Raw genomic sequence first — 18,533 nt, 5'->3', positions numbered from 1 at the left:
TTGCATCTCATCACAAGTGATATCTCGTATCCATTTATTCTGTTTTATCATGGACGAGATGATAAGATGGTCTGATGTTCGGGTACCGGAACCGCCTGAGCTGCCGTATCCAGCGGAGAGATCTGACTGGGAGGCGGTGTGGTGCGAGCCTGTTGTTGATGAGACCGCGTGGGTGAGCCCTGGAACTGTTCTTATCGGCCGGGTTGTTCTGAAGCGGGGGAGCTCCGTATGGTACGGATGCGTTCTCAGGGGAGATGAGGCCTTCATAGAGGTCGGAGAGGAGAGCAACATCCAGGACTGCTCGGTCCTGCATGTGGAGCCGGACACGCCCTGCATCATAGGGGATCACGTCACGCTGGGCCACAGGGTCACTGTGCACGCCTCTGAGATAGAGGACTGGGCGATGGTGGGCATAGGCGCAACGGTCCTGAGCAGATCGGTTATTGGCAGTGGCGCGATAGTTGCTGCGGGCGCTCTCGTCCTCGAGGGCACGAAGGTTCCGCCGGAGACGCTCTGGGCAGGGGTGCCCGCGCGGGAGATCAAAAGGGTGACTCCGGAGCTAAAGGAGAGGGTCATCTCCACAAACAGACAGTATGCGAACAGGGCTGCGATGTATCTATACAAGGAGAAGCTGCTCGCAAGAGGACAGCGGAGCAGCAGGGGCTCAAGAATCTAGGTCTTCAGGATCTGAGCATAGAAAAGAGGCGCCGGCGGGATGTATCCCGCCGTCTTTCATCTACTCCCGTTCGCATGTGGTGCAGGACATCCAGTCGTCCCTGTACGACTCGGTGCAGTTGAGGCTCATGCACTTCGGCACTGTCCAGCCCTCCCGCTCCGGCTCCTTTATCTCGACTCCGACGTATGCTCTGGCCGCAAGATCTGCCCCCACCGCTCCAGGCCCATCGATCGGGTAGGCCTCCACCCTGGCCCTGTTGGTGAACGTGCCGCTCCTGAGCGCTTTCATGTTGTAATCGATGTCGATCCTCTTCCCGGGCCTCAGATCGAGCACCGCCCACTCGATCCTGTTCTCCCTTATCTGCGATGGTGTGAGCGAGTAGTTGATCAGCTGCATATCTGATGGGATGTAATCGATGACGAACGCGACCATCGTGTAGTTCGCTCTGTTTCTCAGCGAGATCCTGTAGCTCACAGTGTCGTTGTGCACTCTCGCGGTCTTCGTTGCGATTATCTCAGATGGGCAGCACTCGAGCCAGTCTATCCTCGTCGAGGAGAAGTTTCTCGCCGTGACCCATTCACCGTCATGGACTCCAGAGACGATCACCCTGTTGACCAGGTTCGATACCTCCTCGGTGATGTTGAGCGTCAGCGAGATTGTGGCAGTGTCTCCTATGCCGAGATGCAGGAGCGTCCAGTTAGCGTACTCTGACGTCAGCTCGCTCGGTCTTGCAGATGATCCGACGTACTCTGTGCCGGGCGGGAAAATGTCGAGGATGTACACAGGCCCGAGATTGACGTTGCCGTCGTTCTCGACGATGATCCTGTAATCAGCGTATGTGCTGTTCGCCAGGTCCACAGAGGCCTCCTTTCTAACGGATATGTGCGGGTAGCTGTATCTCGACACACCTGTCATCGAGACCTTGCGGTTCACCCTGTAATCTCCGATGTACTGATCGACGAGGTCAATGGTCCTTCCCTCTCTGCCGCTGAGATCCTGGTAGAGGACCCTGAAGTCAGCCTTTCCGGAGAACTCAGCCTCAGTCTCCATCTCGTTCAGGCCCCTCGCGTACGTCTCCTTCTCGAGGCGGTTCAGCGCGGAGAAGCTCTCGCTGATCAGGCTCCTGTCCGTCTTGGACCACATTCCCTCATACCACCTGCCGGTGTAGTTCACCGCCATGCCCCTCGAGTAGGTGTAGTTCGCAGGCGCGTGGTTGAGGCTGATATCCTTGTGCATGTAGCTGCTCAGCGTGTCCATGAGGTGGGAGCTCTCGTAGCTGCCTGCGCCGGATTCGTAGGAGCGCTGCGCGGATCCGAGGCGCTTATCCACGGCTGCGAAGCCTCTGCCGCTCACCTCGCTCTCGGAGCGCAGGTGCTCTCCGTACTCGTCGATCTTCTGATACAAACTGAAGCTCCCCACATAGTCCTCTCTGCTCTCGTAAACAGCTCCGCCCCAGTACATCGCGTTCTTCGTCCTGTTGCTCTCCCTGGCCTTGAGTATCCCGACATGCCCCATGCCTGTGAACTCTGTGTCCACCATCAGCCTGGAGCCGTTCTCGTCCATCTGGAGGGAGCTCTCGCGCTTTATGCTCCTGGCATAGGTGTACTCCTCGCTGAATGAGGCATCGGTCGCGTAGTTCTTAGCCTTCTGCTTCTCCACCCAGAGCGTCGTGTAGTTCACGTTTCTGTCTCTCGGGAGGGAGAACGATGTCGGGTAGTGCGTCGCTGACAGGCTCTTGTTCCAGGTAATCGTCCGGTTCCCGCGCTCGTACCTCACAAAATCCTCGGTCTCGTATGAGCCGCTCCCGTGCTCCTTGATCCTGGCGCAGGTCGCCGGCGGTCCGAGCTGGACCTCTGCGGCTGCAGAGGCTCTTGTGCTCTCTCCGTTCTCGGTGAGCCTGTAGGACATCTCAGCCCTGTTCACTATCCTCGGCGGGGTTGTGCAGAGGTTGTTGTACACATTGACGTAGCCTGAGCCGCTCACGCTCTGGTCCATGCTGAAGCTCATGTTGCCCAGCTCCTGGGCGACGCCCACGACTATCACTATCTCTCCAGATGCGCCAGGATCGAGATCGCCTATGTGCCACACGTTGTTCCCGCTTGTCGGAGCAGGTGTCGCGCTTATGAAGTATATCTCGTTCGGGTAGTGGTCCACGATGTAGACGTCGTACAGTCTCCCTCCCTCGAGGTTCTGGTACCTTATCGTGTAAGTTATCGTGTCTCCTGGCTTTACGACCTTGGGCTCCGCGGTCTTGTTGAAGAGAACCTTCCCAGCGATCACGACCTCAGCCTCGGCTGGATCAGAGGCCACATCATCGCCGTTCGGATCCTGGCCTATTGCTATGGCGACGTTCTTTATCGGAGATGCATCCGTTGGTTTCACAACATACGTCGCGGTGATCTCAGTGGTCTCTCCAGGTTCAAGGGTTATCGGATCTGTGTTGATCCTGCCGAGCATATCGTCATCTACGTAGATGTTGCTGACAGTCGTCTCTCCGCCGTTTGTGATTGTGTACGTGTAGGTGATCGTCTGGCCGACAGATGCGACCTCGACAGAGGGCCTCTTAGCCAGGGTGAGCTTCCCCTGCAGCGGTAATGGGCATATCACCTTGACAGTAACGCAGGAGCTGTCGCTCACCTCGATCTCGCCTATTCTGCCCGTAACCGTGGCGCAGTTCTCGAGCTCCAGAGGCACGGGCGGCACTCCTGGCAGCTTCTTGTACTCCTTGCTCACAACGTTGCCGTACTGGTCCCTGATGACAACAAGCGTGTCACCAGTCGGGTAGTAGGTGACCGTGAGGTTCGTGTACCCTGGATACGGTTTATCGTACTCGACGAGCAGCCCCTCCCAGGGCTCTCTCGTGATGTAGTTCTCGGAGACGACCCTGCCGTTGACGTACTCTGTGCGGAGCGAGTCGTACTTCTGTGGTCTCACCAGGAGGGACCATGCGAGAGCACCCGAGGAATTGTACGCCTCTGTGAGAACGTCTCCCGTGGTGGTGCTGGTGTAGTTCATCAGTGTGTAAACAGAGCCGTTCAGTGTGACATTGCTCACGATCAGTGTGGCGTTCGCCTTATCGAATGTGTCCCTGTACTTCCTGACGTAGTTCAGCTTAGCCTCGAGCCTCGTCATGTTTCTGTACAGTGAATCGACCAGCTCCTGGTCGACTGGAGATGCTGCCATTATGGTGAGCCGATTCTCTCCTGTCGCAGGTGGAGCAGCGCCGCGCTTCTGGTTCTGCTCATCCGATGGCGTGAAGCTCTGGCGCTCGCAGACATCGCTCTCGACCGTGGCGGTCAGCGTGATGACAACAGATGCACCTGGATCAAGAGCGCCCAGGTTCCACGTGATGACACTGCCGCTGACGCCTGACGGTGCTGGATTCGCGGATACGTACAGCGTCCCGGGCGGGAGCGTGTCGACCACGGTGACGTCATTTATAGTTGAGCTGCCGGTGTTCCTCACCGTGAGGGTGTATGTGATGGTGTCTCCTGGATTCACCTCAGTCGTATCAGCTGTCTTCTCGATGTCGATAGCGCAGTTTATCCATGTGATCTTCTCGGTCGCAGTCGTCCCGATATCCGCTATGAAGTTGCCCTGAGAGTCCTTCGGCACGGCATAAACGCTCAGTGTGGTGCCTGCAGGCTGGCCGGCTATCGTCGCGGTCCATTTGCCGTTCGGGCCCTTCGTCATCTCCACCGAGGACGACTCGTAGTACAGAGTCATGCTGGCAATGCTGCCGCAGAGATCGCCCTGCACGTTCTGACAGCTAACTGTGACGACCACGGGAGTATTGCTGCATGGATCATGTGGGCTGACATCTATCGCAAGCCTGGCCTGCGGCTGGAGGACCTGGGCGTTCCCGAAGTTCAGGTCCGATACGCTCTTGTCCTCCTCTCCGTCAAACACAATCTCATAGCTTCCAGGAGCTGCAGGGAAGGTCCTCGTCCATCCATCCCTCTCCTCCTCTGTTATAGTGTAGGTACCTGCAGGCAGGTTCGTGAAGGTGTATTTGCCATCGATTCCGGTTGTTGTTGAGATCGGTGTGGTGCCATCCGAGAGATAGATCGTCCAGCCCTCGATTCCAGGCTCTCCTGTATCCCACGCTCCATTCGCGTTCTGATCGTCGAACTTGTATCCGCTGACGTCGAGCTTGCCCTGGCCGCCCGTCTGGAGGGTGTTGGTGAATGTAACTTTGATCGTCTCGCCAGCATCGAGATCGATCGTCGCGGTGGAGCCTGATGTGGTGGAGCCGCCATCAGTATCGCCCTCGATGGTTATGCTGCTCAGCACCCATCCTTCAGGCACACTCTCGGTCACCGTGTACTCGCCTGGTGCCAGATAACCGCTATCGTAAGGCGTATCGCTGTCTTTCAGAGAGAATGTCGTGCCTCCGCTCCAGGATCCTGTGAACTCGAAGGTATCCGTGGAGCCGGCTGGGTCGGTGACCTTGTCGACTAATATATGACCTGCCTCAACTTTAACTGTACAGTCATCGGTATCGGTTATCGGGGTTCCTGTGGGTGGTGTGCCTGTCGCGGTCGCTGTGTTAACCAGCGATGGATAATCGGATTCTGTTATCTTATGAGTCGCAGTACCATAAGCGCTCTCGCCTGGTGAGAGCGTGGTCTTATCGAGCGTTATGCTCCCGTACCTGTCGTCACTTAGCGTCACACCCGTTAATGTGACGTCACCCGTGTTCTTGACCTCGTAACAGTAGGTCACTGTGTCGCCTATCTCCGCATCAACGGGATCACTGCCAGGACAACTCCCATCAATGTATGCTGTCTTGACCACCTCGATACCGGGCGAGACCTGGATGTTAACCTTACAGTCATCGGTATCGGTTATCGGGGTTCCTGTGGGTGGTGTGCCTGTCGCGGTCGCTGTGTTAACCAGCGATGGATAATCGGATTCTGTTATCTTATGAGTCGCAGTACCATAAGCGCTCTCGCCTGGTGAGAGCGTGGTCTTATCGAGCGTTATGCTCCCGTACCTGTCGTCACTTAGCGTCACACCCGTTAATGTGACGTCACCCGTGTTCTTGACCTCGTAACAGTAGGTCACTGTGTCGCCTATCTCCGCATCAACGGGATCACTGCCAGGACAACTCCCATCAATGTATGCTGTCTTGACCACCGTTATTGAAGGTCTTTTTAGAAGAACCTTGCCGACGAGATATGCCTCGTTTTTCTTTCCCTCCTGTGTTATAAAATCAGATACCGGTGTTCCACCAGGACATTCATCTACAAATCCGGCTATCTGAACGATATACTCCTCACCATTGACGAAAAATGACTGAGCTGAAAGTGTATTTGACCAAGCCACTTTGTCTGGGCATGGAGTTTCGCATGGTTTATACGCACAGGTATTCGGGCGATTTGGAGTGCATGTACCGCTGTTGGGTGTTTCATCAATTGTCAGATCATAATAAAAATCAGCTGTGATGGATGGATTGGAAAAATGAAGTGTGATCTTTAATTTAGCTCCTGATGCTGCAGTTCCAGAATATACAGGGTAATTGAAGTGCGTTAGCTTACCTAAACAAAAGTCCTTGCCGGTTTCTATATTCTGACTTGATGCGACTCCATCGAAACGGAGCCCGCTTTTCTGAGAACCAGCAGGTGTTCCCCACCTCACCTCATTTGTATTCACTCCAGTTACACCACTTCCGCCAGTAACGCTGGTCCATACACCAGAAGAACTGTCTAATGTAAGCGCTGTAGCGCCATTTGCGGTTACGACTATCATGATCAAAGATATCAAACACAGTTTTACTAGTGCAGAGCACACATGCTTTGCTTTATTGTACATAAGATCTCCCCTGGCCGCCCGAAGCAGGCTAACATACTATTTATGTATTTTTATAAATTTTAATCGTAAGCAACACAAACTAGCATATCTCCCGATAAATTGCAGCACATTTTTATATCAAGCTGCCTGTCCCACCGAATTAATGTGGTATATCATGGATATCTCAATAAATACTTATCGTATAAGCATCCCGCTCAGGACGACCACGAAGAGCCCCAGCAGGAACCATCCGAGTATCCCCTCGATCATGCTCACGTGCTTGTAGATACCCACAGGATAGAGCGAGGCAGGCGATTGCGCGGTGAACGACATCGCGCTGAAGAATAACGAATCCGGGAAAGAGATGCGTCTCTCTGCCGGCATCTCAGGATCTCCCTCGGATTCATCCTCGCTGACTTCAGCATCCGCTTTCTCCGGTTCGTCCTCATCTGAGAGGTTCTCCCACGCGATCTCCCTTATCCCGTTGCCTATCCAGTACACCAAACCGAAGAGGAGGATCATGAACATCGACCAGAATATGGTGTAGCTCGGCCTCACGCCGTAACCGCAGGAGAGCCATGATACCACATCGATCATCTTCTCCAGCCCCCACGGCTCCGACGCCTGGCTTATCCTCCTGTACTGGTAGTAGCAGTCGTTCGCGTCGTCCCTCCACTCCATGTTCTTGTAATTCTTGACCAGAGCCAGATAGGCCGCGCTGTCGTAAACGAGATGGTTTTTTATAAGATACCAGCGGGCGAGCATCCTGGTGAAGTCAGCCTCTTTCAGGTATATCCTCGATGAATCTGAGAAGCTCGCGTTCTCAAGCTGCATCGAGTATATCCGGGAGCTTGTCAGCACGAGATCCCCATCAAACGTCGTGTTCACGAACCTTGTGTTGTCCTCGAGCTTTGCGAGCCCGAAGAATGCGACCGACCTGAAAAGAGAACTCGAGAAGTCAGAGAACCCCTGGAATGCTGCAAGTCCGAATACTGCTGCCCTCGAGAACCGGGCCCCGCTGAATGTGACATCATGGGAGAACCTGGAGCCCATGAAGACAGCGTTCTCATCGAAGCTCACGCGCATGAAGTTCGCAGTTCCGGAGAACTCGCTGTTCGCAAAGCTCGTCTCCCCGTGAAAGACAGAGCGCCAGAACGAGACTAGCTGGTGGAACCGCGAGAACTCAAAGCTCGAGCTCCTCAGGAAGTGAACCCTCTCGAAGCTCGTATCGTCCATGAACTGGGCGTTCGAGAGGTCCGCGTGGCTCCAGAACGTTGCCCCCTCGAAGCTCGCAACCTTTGAGAACTGGGCGTAGCTCATGCTCAGCGGCCCGTGAAAGTTCGTCCCTACGAAGTTCGCAGTCCCCCCGAACCTCGCCAGGGAAAACTCAGCATTCCGCAGAAGATGCGCGCCCGCGAAAGAGACGTCTGAGTCGAAGCTCGCACCCCGCGCTGCAACATCTCCGGAGAAAACGGTGCCGCTGAGGTTCAGCGGGCCCCTGAACTCAGCGCCGTCGATCTTCAGCGAGCCGTTGATAGTGGAGTTCACCATCTTTATCGGAGCGATCAGGGGCTTTCCGATCCTGCTGATGTTGATATCTCCTGAGACGAAGACGTTCTCGTATACCGCAGGCTCTCCGGCGCGGATCTTACCCAAAATCTCCGCTGCGGAGACGATCCTGCAGATGCCATCGCTCGCGTTGCAGCCGATCTCCTGGCCTGAGGCCATGGAGATCATCAGCAATCCTATGAGTAACACACATCTGGCGACAGCCCGTATCTGAACCACGCTCCTGCTGCTCATGCGACCTGCCTGGATATAGGCTTTGTCCACCCCGGCGCCTGCTTCCATGAGATGCGCTCGTCAGCATTTCATTCATGACCAGTCGGAGATCATTTTATAAGCCATCAGCGCACTGTAGAGATCATGAGCAGATTCAAGAGGAAGGACAGAAACCTGATACTTCTGATTCTGGCGGTGATACTCGTCATAATCCTCTGGGGACCGCTGATGTGGCTGGCGAAGCTTGCGATCTTTGTGATAGCTGTTTATGTTGTCTACCAGCTCCTCAGAGAGAACCTCTGATGCTGCCGGCAGGCGGCAATAGCTTCATCACCATCGATACACAACCAAGGGGATGAATATCTTTTAATATTTTGAAATGTATCTTCATTGTGCCTTCTGGAGGGAGGTGCGTGGAGGAACGTGAGATCAACCAGCCCGCTATTTTCAGATATCTCTTCGAGAGCCTGCCGGTGGGTGTGGCGTATCTGGATCGGGATTGCAGGGTTGCGCTCGCGAACCCCGCATTCACATCCATAACCGGCAGGGAGATGGAGGAGATCAACAGAACAGAGAATCCGCCATTCGGAGATCGTGAGGCTCGCTCGCGCATTCTCGATATCCTGAACTCGGCCAACAGCTCCAGCTTCGAGCACATCTGCACCAGGCCGGATGGGGAGAGGGTGCACCTCAGGACCTGGGTCCATCCGCTCAGCTCATGCCACATAGTCGCGCAGATCATATGCATGGACATCACCAAGGAAGAAGAGAAAGAGGCGATGCTCAGAAGCTCCCACCGGACGCTGGAGAAGCTCGTCTCTGACAGGACATCGGAGCTAAAATCGAAGAATGAGGAGATGGAGTGGCTCCTGTACACGATATCACATGACCTGAGAGCCCCACTTCTCACGATCAGCGGCTTTCTCGGATTCCTAAAGGAGGATACGCGCACCGGAGACACGAGGAGGATCGAGGACGATCTTAGAGTTATAGAGACCGCGGTGAACAGCATCAACGCTATGCTTGAGGACACATTAAAGATCAGCAGGATAGGCAGGATCCTGGGCTCGCGCGAGTGTGTGCCATTTGCGGATATAGTGAATGAAGCCCTCACCCTCACAAGGGAGAAGCTGGTATCCAGAGGAGTTGAGGTGGTTGTAGACGCAGATCTCCCTGAGGTTTACGCCAGCAGGATCCGGGCTGTGGAGGTTCTTGTCAATCTGATAGACAACAGCGTGAAGTACATGGGAGATCAGAGGAAACCGCAGATACACATAGGCTGTAAAAGGAACGGAGAGGTTGTGTTCTACGTCAGGGACAACGGCATCGGCATCGATCCGAAGCATCACAGCAACGTTTTCAGGCTCTTCTACAAGATCGACAGCAGATCTGAAGGGACCGGATCCGGCCTTGCGATCGTCAAGAAGATAATCGAAACACATAGCGGTCGGGTCTGGATAGAGTCAGAGCCGGGAAAGGGGTGCACGGTTCTCTTCACCCTGCCGGTGGCATCGAGAGAGAAGAGCACAGATCAGAGGTAGCAACCGAAAGAGCATTTGGTACGGAAATGGTCACTGCATGCAGACCATTTTTCATTCCACATGGGCGACCTTGCGTCATTAGCGTGGGGTGTTTGATTTCTGCTAACGTGGTCGAACCGTCTGAGAGGCGGACTCTGATAACCTCAACCATCAGCAGTTGACGCCACATCTTTCTGCAAGGTTGCTGATCCGCTGAATCAAGGGGATGAGCCAAAATGTTTATGTTCTACTATAACCTCGCGAGGAGGTGCCAGTGTTGCTCAGACAGGTCCCTCGAATCGAGGGCAAGGTACTAATAATTGGTCGTACCTCTCTGCCTTGAGGGCCCGTGGTCTAGGTGGTTATGACATCGCCTTCACACGGCGGGGATCACGCGTTCGAATCGCGTCGGGCCCACTGCCCACAAAGCTTTTCTGAAGAATGTGCTTTCCAGACGTCCTCCAAAGGCACCCTCGATGGAGAGATCTTCTGCCCCGCGCCAGGATCCATGTCGCCTGCCTGCATAGAATACAGTTGTATCCGAGCCCACGGTGGTATGCTTCTTCCAGCAAACCCTGGACTTGGATCCGAGGGCAAAGCAGTATATCCATAAACTGGAGATGTTCAATCATATGACAGAGATCTCCATCTGCTTCGAGGTCCATCAGCCGTTCAGGCTCAAGAAGGACTTCTTCTGGTCGGGCAGCATCTTCCGAAGGTCCGGTCCGCATTATGATTTCTACTTTGATGATAAAGAGAACCGCAGCATATTCGAGAGGGTATCAAAGAAGTGCTACCTTCCTGCAAACCGGATCATGCTCGATCTCATAAAACGCTTCTCAGATGCAGACCGTCCGTTCAAGGTCGCATACAGCCTCTCAGGGGTGTTTGTGGAGCAGTGCAGAAGATACAGACCGGATGTCCTGGATACGTTCATCGAGCTGGTGGATACCGGCAACGTGGAGCTGCTCGATCAGACCTACTACCATTCGCTCACAAGTCTATTCGACAGGGAGGAGTTCCGCGAGCAGGTGAGGATGCACAGGGAGCTCATGTGGGATACCTTCGGAGTCAGGCCAGCCGTATTCGAGAACACAGAGCTGATATACAACGATGAGATCGCGGCGATGGCCGAGCAGATGGGCTACAGGGGGATATTTGCAGAGGGCGTCATCGCGGATCCGAACCACGTTTACAGGCCTGAGGGGTGCGAGAGAATCTCACTGCTTCTCAGGAACTACCAGCTAACAGATGACATAGGTTTCAGGTTCTCTTCGAGGAGCTGGGAGGAGTTCCCGCTCACCGCGGACAAGTACGCAGCATGGCTTGCAGCAACCCCTGGAAGGTGCATAAACCTCTTCATGGACTACGAGACCTTCGGAGAGCATCACTGGCCTGAGACCGGGATATTCGAGTTCCTGAGATACCTCCCCGGCGAGATCCTGAAGTGGAAGAACCTGAGATTTTCCACGCCCTCGGAGATCGTTGAGATCGTGGAGCCATCGCGCACGGTGAGCGTCAGGAGCGCGAGATCCTGGGCGGATCTTGAGAGGGACACGAGCTGCTGGCTTGGAAATGCCCTCCAGTGGGCCTGCTACACCTACCTCCAGCAGCTCCAGGGCCCATCGCGGGAGGCTGGGGAGGAGATGCTCAGGATATGGAGGCTTCTCGGCCTGAGCGATCACCTCTACTACATATTCACCCACGGGGGCGGCCCGGGGGAGGTGCACAGCTACTTCAGCCCGTACGGGAATCCGTATGATGCGGCTGTGACCTACTTCAGCGTGCTCTCAGACCTTCACCGTCGCCTGTCAGGGATCCTTGACATGGCTGATCATCCGTTTGTGCTCTCCACAAAGGATGGCACAAAGATCGGCACCGCCTGGAGCAGCCAGGGAATGGTGAGCCTGCTCAGCAGAGCTGATGCTGATGCTCTTGAGCACCACGCATCCCTCGAAAGCTTCGCCACCTGGGCATCCCAGAGCCTGGGAGATGAGAGCCTCGCCAGAGCGCTGAGAAGAGCATCCAAACTGAAGGGTGAGGATCTAAGGGGCGCCCTGCTGGATGCATTCAAGAGGAGGATAAAGAGGACCACAAAAAAATCGTGATGCTGTGGAATGAGAACGGTGAGGCCATGATCAACTACAGCGATGGAACATCCAGGGAATGGATCGTGACAAATGGAATAGGAGGATATGCGTCATCCACATCCATCGGGGCGAACACCAGGGCCTATCATGGACTGCTGATAGCGTCTCTGAGCCCTCCGGTGGAAAGGTGGCTCCTCCTGTCCTCTCTTGATGAGACCGTTAACGGTATCGAGCTGGCAAACCATCAGTATCCGGGTGTGGTACACCCGCAGGGGTTCAGGTATCTTGAATCGTTCACCGCAGAGCCGGTGCCCACGTATCTGTACAGGGTGAACGATGTCGAGGTCGCAAAGCGGATCTTCATGGTTCAGGGGGAGAACACGAGTGTTATAAGGTATCACATCTCCGGAGATGCTCACATCAGGATCATGCCGCTTGTCACATCGAGATGCTTCCATGCAGTCTCTGGAAGGCCTGAGATACGCCAGGAGGCCATGGAGAGGGGCGCTCTTCTCAGATCGAGATGCGATCTCCACATCGTCTCTGACCGCGCGAGATACGTGAGAAAGGAGATGTGGTACCACAACTTCGAGTACGAGGCGGAGAGGCTGCGCGGGCTGGGCTGGAGGGAGGATCTCCTCTGCCCGGGATGGTTTGAGGCAGATGTGAAGAACGAGCTCGATCTGACCATCACCGCATCCACGGGGCTGGTTGAGGCAAACGGCTCGATGCTGGAGGGTGAGATGAAGCGGCGCCGCATGATCACATCCATGCTTCCTGAGGAGATCAGATCGCTTGCCATCGCTGCGGACAGCTTTCTGGTTCGGCGCGGCAGCGGCATGAGCATAATCGCGGGCTACCACTGGTTCGACGACTGGGGCAGGGATGCCATGATCTCTCTCCCTGGTCTGCTGCTCTCCACCGGCAGGTTTGATGATGCCAGGGCTGTGCTCAGGACATTCTCAGAGCACGTGCGTGACGGCCTCGTTCCGAACGATCTCGGAGCCAGCTCGTACAACACAGTGGACGCATCGCTCCTCTTCATAAGAGCTGTATGTGAGTACTTCAGGTTCACATCAGATCTCGATCTCATCAGGGCGCTCTGGCCGACGCTGATGAGCATCATCGAATGCTATACAGGCAGAACACCAGTGGGATACATGGACTCCGACTGTCTCATAGCATCCTCAGAGGGCGCGACCTGGATGGACGCGAGAGTCGATGGCCGGTGCGTTACTCCCAGGGCTGGAAAGTGCGTTGAGGTGAACGCGCTCTGGTACGAGGCCCTGAGGTTGCTGGAGGCGATCAGCGAGGCCCTGAACCTGGAGTGGAGATGGCATGGCCTGTCAGAGCGCGTCAGGCATTCATTCAAACGGTTCTGGAACCCTGCAGGGTACCTTTACGATACAATAGACCCATATGATGGATCCATTAGACCGAATCAGGTCATAGCTGTCGCGTTCTCCCATGGGCTTTTATCTCTGGATCGGACGCGTGCTGTTCTGAGATGCGCGACAGAGGAGCTTCTCACCCCCTACGGTCTAAGGACCCTCTCACCAAGAGATCCTGCCTACATCGGTCGCTACGAGGGATCTCCCAGGGAGAGGGATCGTGCATACCACCAGGGCACAGTCTGGCCATGGCTGATCGGGCCGTACATCACCGCGTACCTCAGGGCAAACAGGTGCAGCAAAAGGAGCAGGATGCACGCGCTATCCCTCCTCAGGCCGCTTCTCGAGGAGCGCCGCTACGGCATCGGAACCATCGCAGAGGTGTACGATGGCGATCCACCGCACAGGCCGGGTGGATGCATATCACAGGCATGGTCTGTGGCCGAGGTGATACGCGCGTTCCTCGAGGCGAGAAACGGAATCGAGAGGCGATGCTGAATCGGATGACATGCAACATCATTGTGGATTTCATCCTGGGCAGGGTAAACAAGATATTCAACGATACCGAGAGCGGGGCACATCACATGAGGTTTTGTAATGAGTCTCAGATACAGCATTCTTGGAGATGATCTCCAGGTCCTGGAGGTCCAGCTGGCTCCGGGCGAGAGCATCAGGTCGGAGACGGGCGCCATGCTCTTCATGGACGATGGGATAGAGATGAGCGCATCCACCGGAGGCATACTGAAGGGGTTGAAGAGGGCGGTGGCCGGAGATGGTCTCTTCATAACAAGCTTCACAAACCGCTCTGATGGTGTGAAGAGGCTGGCGTTCTCCGCGCCGTTCCCAGGAAAGATCCTGCCACTGGATCTCAATGAGATCAACGGTCAGCTGCTCTGCCAGAGGGGAGCTTTCCTTTGCGGGGAGAGTGATGTGGAGATAAAGGTGGCGTTCACGAAGCGTCTCGGTGCGGGCTTCTTCGGTGGCGAGGGTTTCATACTTCAGAGGCTGAAGGGCAGGGGGACTGTGTTCATTCATGCCGGAGGCGCTCTGATCACCAGAGATCTCGGGGCTGGAGAGTCGATAAATGTCGATACAGGATGCATCGTCGCCTTCTCGAGGGATGTGGATTACGACATACGTTTCGTGGGAGGGGTGAGAAATGCAATCTTCGGCGGTGAGGGGCTGTTCCTGGCGAGGCTGACAGGTCCGGGGAGGGTCTACCTTCAGAGCCTTCCGCTCTCCAGGCTCGCGGATCGAATACTTCAGGGGAGGGTGGTCAGCTCGAAGAGCAACTCCGACTGACTTCGCGAATCATGGAGAGTCCCGTCACCTCCAGAGGGGACGATCGCATTTATACGAGCATACAAATGGCAGTTCAGGATCTAAGGGTCCGTGGCGCAAACCTACGGTCCACTATCCTTCTTGCTCTTCAGCTCCTCCAGGTTCTGCATGTAGAGCCTCACGAGGGAGCTGTCGAAGTACAGGGGCAGCAGGTACTCGAAGAGCTTGTCGGTGAGCATGCCAGCCCTATCAGCAGCGCTCTCGATCCTGTAGAGATCGTTGAGCGTCTCGTCATCGATGCTATTGCCGAGCCGGTTTTTGATCCTAGCATTAGTCTCCTTTATGGTGCTTATAGCCTCTTCCAGGTCCTGCGAGATCTTGTCCATGAACTCATCGAGGTTCAGTTTATCGGCCTCAAGATCTGAGACGCACTTTGCGATCTCCATCTCGGTTCTCCTCCTCTCCATCAGGGTCTTCCACTCCTTCAGGATCCTGCTCGCAGTTGAAGGTAGCTGGCGGAGATCGTCAGAGCTCTTCACGACGTAATCCATGGCACCTGACTTCATGGTCTGCACGGCAAGCTTCTCAGATCCCACGCCTGTCAGTATTATGAGAGGAAAACCGACATCCTCAGGGCTTCCAGCGCCTTTTGTGAGATCGAGACCTGTGCCGTCCGGCAGCCTGTAGTCCGCAATGACAATATCCGGCGGTAGCTCCCTGTTCTCATCAAGAAACCTCAGAGCTTCTGCAAGGGTCGAGACGCGCGAGACGCTCCAGGCCGATCCATTCTCCTCGAATATCCTCTGGATGAGCACAGCATGGGCATCGTTATCCTCAACAAGAAGAACCCGCCGGAGATTATCCATGGCAACTCACCAAATTTCTGTAACCCCTCTTTACTGATGATCTGTACCATTTCATAAAAACTTTTTGTTTGAAGTGATTGTCAACCGGAAGATCATAATCTCAGCCACCGAATGATTTCACAGAAATCCGCTGCAACTGCAGATCTGCCGGCATGATGCTCTGAGCTCAGCGGCATGCTGCGCGATGACATGCGCCACTGTTCTGGAGCCGGCGTGGCCATCTGCTCGTGTCCCAATAGCATGGACTGCTGGACAGCCTGAATCGATCAGAACTCAGCGGATGGAGATTCATGGGTTCTGCAGCTCTGGATGCTTAGGATATCGGTGATGTCAGCAGGCGAGAGAGCCAGCTGCTCCACACCACATCACCGGCCCTGATAGGCATCGAGTGGATTTGATCCTGCACATTCAGGCTCGCGAGGGCATGGAACTGGCGCTCAGAAGTCGATCCCGCTGAACCTGGGCTGAGGGCGGCCGCTCTCCTGTATCTTGAGCAGCTTCTTCACATCAAACCTGCCCTGGAAGCTCGTGTGATCGCGAACTCTCTTCTCGAAGATCTTGTGCCATGCGGCATCCGTTGTCCATGTGCCGTTGAAGCTCGCTGAGACATCCATCGAGATGGCATCGCACGGGTTCCTAGATCCGAAGAATGTCCTCTGTATCCGGTCCATCTCCGTCACCGCGAAGCTCTCCTGGATCTCCGCTCCTATCCCGCCGTATATCGACCTGGATTTTATGACCTTGAATCCGACGAGCGGTACCGAGCCGAGATACGTCATGCGCGTCGTGTCGGTGAGGTTTGTGGGGGCAGATCTGGCTGAGGGCGCTGTGGATATCTCATTTGTGGAGTCCATCTCAAAGTCGCCCTCGCCGTACATCACGTTGTAGTACTCCAGCCCGGATCTCCTGTCCACGGCGGATGTGCTGATATCGATGAGCCCCGTGCCCGCGACCCTGAGAACGTTCGTGTACTCCTCATGGTAGCTGTTTCCGGGAGATCCATGCGCAGCAGAAGCTATGATCAGGAGAATGAGGATAACTCTGAGAAACGTCGCTGTGCTCATGCTACTCCCCGGCTCTGCAGTGAGCATGTCGGATGTTTATCTTTAAATTATCTTTGATCCGGAAAGGCGGAGTCCCGTAGGATAGTCGATGACGAGAGCTCTGGTGAGCCCAAGCGGCAGCGATCGACTTTACTCCTTCTGTGAGGCTGGGTCGTGTACTCATATCATTGAACCCAGCAGCATGCGACCTCGCAGGATTTGTGATATGTTGTGCCTGAGAATGCTGATTCCTGAATTTCCATCCAGTGATACGAGTACACGACCTGAGGTTGCAGCTCTGCCGATTCACAGGGATTCGCCAGGCAGTAGCAGATTGAATACCAGCATCAAAGATCTGAACCGGGGCCCAAAACCGTTTAAAGTCATGCGCGCTACGGTGCATGGAGGCGTTTGGCTTTGCTCGAGATACTGAAGAGGTCGCTCTACGATGCGCCCGTGTTCAAGAGAGGGGATTACAACTACTTCATCCATCCTATAACAGATGGGGTTCCGGAGACGAGACCTGAGCTGATAAGAGAGGTCGTCTGTCACATAATCAGGATCGCAGATCTGGATGTCGACAAGATAGTCACCGTTGAGGCGATGGGAATCCCAATTGGCGGAGCGCTCTCACTTGTGACAGACATACCGCTCGTGATAATCCGCAAGAAGATGTACGGACTGCCCGGGGAGATAGAGGTCAGCCAGGTCACAGGCTACTCCAAATCGAAGATATATCTCAACGGAATAAAAAAAGGAGATCGCGTGATATTCGTGGATGACGTTGTGAGCACCGGAGGCACAGCCCTCGCGGTTATGAAGGCCCTGGAGGCTGCAGGCGCTGTGATCAGGGATGCTGTTGTTGTGATCGAGAGGGGCGATGGTGCTGAGCGTGTGAGATCTGCCGGTTACCCGCTCAAGACCATGGTGAGGGTTGATGTGGATGAGAGGCGTGTATTCAGGGTGGAGGAGGTCTCGTTCAGGTCTTGACCGGAGATCTTGCATCTGAACTCAGAGGCGAGACCGAGAAGTGGCTCGCGAGGGCCGATGAGAGGCTCTCGAGATGCAGAGGCGACGAGAGATTTCTGATAAACATAAAGGCCTACATCAGCGACGCGAGGTACTTTCTTGAAAGAGGGGATCTCATCCGGGCATTCGAGGCGGTCATCTGGGCCTGGGCGTGGCTCGAGATCGGCGAGGAGCTGGGAATGATAAAAGGCTGACACGGCTCTCAGCATGTGATGGCTGATCGCCAGGATCGACCACAGGGACCGGTGTTAAGGGATGTGCCTCCTGAATCGAATGCTCCAGCTCGATGCAAGTGTACAACCTGAGAGGCTCATACCGGTGATTCAGCGGAACGGTAATCTCGTAGAAAGAGACGGAGCCTACTGCCATTGATTGGATTCACCAGAGTTCGCATATCCAGCGATTCGACCCCATGAGCCACCTGAAAATGGCTCGCTGCCATCTCCCACATACATTTCTCACCGCATCCGCTGCGAACGGCGCAAGCTTTTTATCCTGAGTTACGATGATCCTTCTGCCTTCGCACTTATTGTATGATGAGGATTTGAAATGGCCAGAATGCATAGTCGTAAGAAGGGTTCATCGAGATCGAGACCACCGCTGGTGGACAAGCTGCCTGAGTGGTGTGATGTGAGCAAGGAGGAGCTCGAGAAGACCATAATGACCCTCCATGAGAGGGGGATGTCGACTGCGATGATCGGGCTCACGCTCAGGGATCAGTATGGCGTGCCGAATGTCAAGATGATCCTCGGAAAGAGCCTGAGCAGCTTCCTCAGGGAGAGGAACGCGCTGCCGGAGATACCTGAGGATCTGAGCAACCTGATGAGAAAGGCGCTTGGACTGAGGCGGCACCTCCTCAGAGCTCTACCGAGGGGTGCTGTGAGCGACACGAGCGGGGGCAGGCTTCCAAAGACAAAGGACATACACAACAAGAGGGCCCTCCAGCTCGTTGAGAGCAAGATCCGCAGGCTCGTGAAGTACTACAAGCGGGTCGGCAGGCTGCCGGCCACATGGGATTACAGGCCTGAGGCCGCGGAGATTCAGATATCATCAAAGCAGTGA

The 18,533-nt window shown here is 55.0% G+C and carries 13 protein-coding genes and 1 tRNA gene; 10 read left to right on the top strand and 4 right to left on the bottom strand.

Features of this window, described 5'->3' with window-relative positions; all coding sequences use genetic code 11:
* Nucleotides 1–49: 49 nt before the first annotated feature.
* Complete coding sequence (locus QFX31_RS00235) at nucleotides 50–676, top strand: gamma carbonic anhydrase family protein (protein ID WP_348530152.1); 627 nt, start codon at nucleotides 50–52, stop codon at nucleotides 674–676.
* Nucleotides 677–736: 60 nt separating this feature from the next.
* Here the strand turns inward: QFX31_RS00235 and QFX31_RS00230 are convergent, their stop codons facing one another.
* Entirely contained in the window at nucleotides 737–6,490 is a 5,754-nt protein-coding gene (locus tag QFX31_RS00230; protein ID WP_348530151.1) for a THxN family PEP-CTERM protein, read from the bottom strand.
* Nucleotides 6,491–6,664: 174 nt separating this feature from the next.
* Complete coding sequence (locus tag QFX31_RS00225; protein WP_348530150.1) at nucleotides 6,665–8,302, bottom strand: pentapeptide repeat-containing protein; 1,638 nt, start codon at nucleotides 8,300–8,302, stop codon at nucleotides 6,665–6,667.
* Between the two features lie 93 nt (nucleotides 8,303–8,395).
* Here QFX31_RS00225 and QFX31_RS00220 point away from each other — a divergent pair, with 93 nt between their 5' ends.
* The 6 genes from QFX31_RS00220 (at nucleotide 8,396) to QFX31_RS00195 (ending at nucleotide 14,554) form a co-directional block, all read left to right on the top strand.
* Nucleotides 8,396–8,554 (top strand): hypothetical protein, encoded by a 159-nt coding sequence (locus QFX31_RS00220; protein WP_348530149.1) that lies wholly within the window; start codon nucleotides 8,396–8,398, stop codon nucleotides 8,552–8,554.
* 110 nt (nucleotides 8,555–8,664) lie between these two features.
* On the top strand, nucleotides 8,665–9,792 hold the full coding sequence (locus tag QFX31_RS00215) for an ATP-binding protein (RefSeq protein WP_348530148.1): 1,128 nt from the start codon (nucleotides 8,665–8,667) through the stop codon (nucleotides 9,790–9,792).
* A gap of 322 nt (nucleotides 9,793–10,114) precedes the next feature.
* A tRNA-Val gene (locus QFX31_RS00210) sits at nucleotides 10,115–10,188 on the top strand.
* Between the two features lie 215 nt (nucleotides 10,189–10,403).
* Nucleotides 10,404–11,879, top strand: coding sequence for a glycoside hydrolase family 57 protein (locus tag QFX31_RS00205; protein WP_348530147.1), 1,476 nt, complete (start codon nucleotides 10,404–10,406; stop codon nucleotides 11,877–11,879).
* On the top strand, nucleotides 11,879–13,750 hold the full coding sequence (locus QFX31_RS00200) for an amylo-alpha-1,6-glucosidase (RefSeq protein WP_348530277.1): 1,872 nt from the start codon (nucleotides 11,879–11,881) through the stop codon (nucleotides 13,748–13,750). Before QFX31_RS00205 ends, QFX31_RS00200 begins: the two co-directional genes overlap by 1 nt.
* Nucleotides 13,751–13,849: 99 nt before the next feature.
* On the top strand, nucleotides 13,850–14,554 hold the full coding sequence (locus QFX31_RS00195) for a TIGR00266 family protein (RefSeq protein WP_348530146.1): 705 nt from the start codon (nucleotides 13,850–13,852) through the stop codon (nucleotides 14,552–14,554).
* A 101-nt stretch (nucleotides 14,555–14,655) separates the two neighbouring features.
* Here the strand turns inward: QFX31_RS00195 and QFX31_RS00190 are convergent, their stop codons facing one another.
* Nucleotides 14,656–15,399 carry a response regulator gene (locus QFX31_RS00190; RefSeq protein WP_348530145.1) on the bottom strand — a complete coding sequence of 248 codons (744 nt, stop codon included), beginning with the start codon at nucleotides 15,397–15,399 and terminating at the stop codon, nucleotides 14,656–14,658.
* 437 nt (nucleotides 15,400–15,836) lie between these two features.
* The gene (locus tag QFX31_RS00185) at nucleotides 15,837–16,463 is read right to left on the bottom strand and encodes a hypothetical protein (RefSeq protein ID WP_348530144.1); all 627 of its coding nucleotides are present in this window, start codon (nucleotides 16,461–16,463) and stop codon (nucleotides 15,837–15,839) included.
* Between the two features lie 396 nt (nucleotides 16,464–16,859).
* Here QFX31_RS00185 and hpt point away from each other — a divergent pair, with 396 nt between their 5' ends.
* The 3 genes from hpt to QFX31_RS00170 all read left to right on the top strand — a co-directional run bounded on the left by hpt (nucleotide 16,860) and on the right by QFX31_RS00170 (nucleotide 18,533).
* The gene (gene hpt / locus QFX31_RS00180; RefSeq protein WP_297758916.1) at nucleotides 16,860–17,432 is read left to right on the top strand and encodes a hypoxanthine/guanine phosphoribosyltransferase; all 573 of its coding nucleotides are present in this window, start codon (nucleotides 16,860–16,862) and stop codon (nucleotides 17,430–17,432) included.
* Nucleotides 17,429–17,665: a DUF357 domain-containing protein gene (locus QFX31_RS00175; RefSeq protein WP_348530143.1), complete on the top strand. Its 237-nt coding sequence runs from the start codon at nucleotides 17,429–17,431 to the stop codon at nucleotides 17,663–17,665. Before hpt ends, QFX31_RS00175 begins: the two co-directional genes overlap by 4 nt.
* A gap of 355 nt (nucleotides 17,666–18,020) precedes the next feature.
* Nucleotides 18,021–18,533 carry a 30S ribosomal protein S15 gene (locus QFX31_RS00170; protein ID WP_348530142.1) on the top strand — a complete coding sequence of 171 codons (513 nt, stop codon included), beginning with the start codon at nucleotides 18,021–18,023 and terminating at the stop codon, nucleotides 18,531–18,533.

The sequence above is a fragment of the Methanothrix sp. genome, from assembly GCF_030055635.1.
GTDB lineage: Archaea > Halobacteriota > Methanosarcinia > Methanotrichales > Methanotrichaceae > Methanothrix_B.
Note: the sequence above shows the minus strand (reverse complement) of the source record. Positions and strands in the feature narration are given on the sequence as shown.

What these genes read in the sequence shown, in the direction of transcription:
- QFX31_RS00200 (WP_348530277.1), top strand. Translation starts at nt 11,879, where the DNA reads ATGCTGTGGAATGAGAACGGTGAGGCCATGATCAACTACAGCGATGGA.
- QFX31_RS00205 (WP_348530147.1), top strand. Translation starts at nt 10,404, where the DNA reads ATGACAGAGATCTCCATCTGCTTCGAGGTCCATCAGCCGTTCAGGCTC.
- QFX31_RS00235 (WP_348530152.1), top strand. Translation starts at nt 50, where the DNA reads ATGGACGAGATGATAAGATGGTCTGATGTTCGGGTACCGGAACCGCCT.
- QFX31_RS00170 (WP_348530142.1), top strand. Translation starts at nt 18,021, where the DNA reads ATGGCCAGAATGCATAGTCGTAAGAAGGGTTCATCGAGATCGAGACCA.
- QFX31_RS00190 (WP_348530145.1), bottom strand. Translation starts at nt 15,399, where the DNA reads ATGGATAATCTCCGGCGGGTTCTTCTTGTTGAGGATAACGATGCCCAT.
- QFX31_RS00185 (WP_348530144.1), bottom strand. Translation starts at nt 16,463, where the DNA reads ATGAGCACAGCGACGTTTCTCAGAGTTATCCTCATTCTCCTGATCATA.
- QFX31_RS00230 (WP_348530151.1), bottom strand. Translation starts at nt 6,490, where the DNA reads ATGTACAATAAAGCAAAGCATGTGTGCTCTGCACTAGTAAAACTGTGT.
- QFX31_RS00195 (WP_348530146.1), top strand. Translation starts at nt 13,850, where the DNA reads ATGAGTCTCAGATACAGCATTCTTGGAGATGATCTCCAGGTCCTGGAG.
- QFX31_RS00220 (WP_348530149.1), top strand. Translation starts at nt 8,396, where the DNA reads ATGAGCAGATTCAAGAGGAAGGACAGAAACCTGATACTTCTGATTCTG.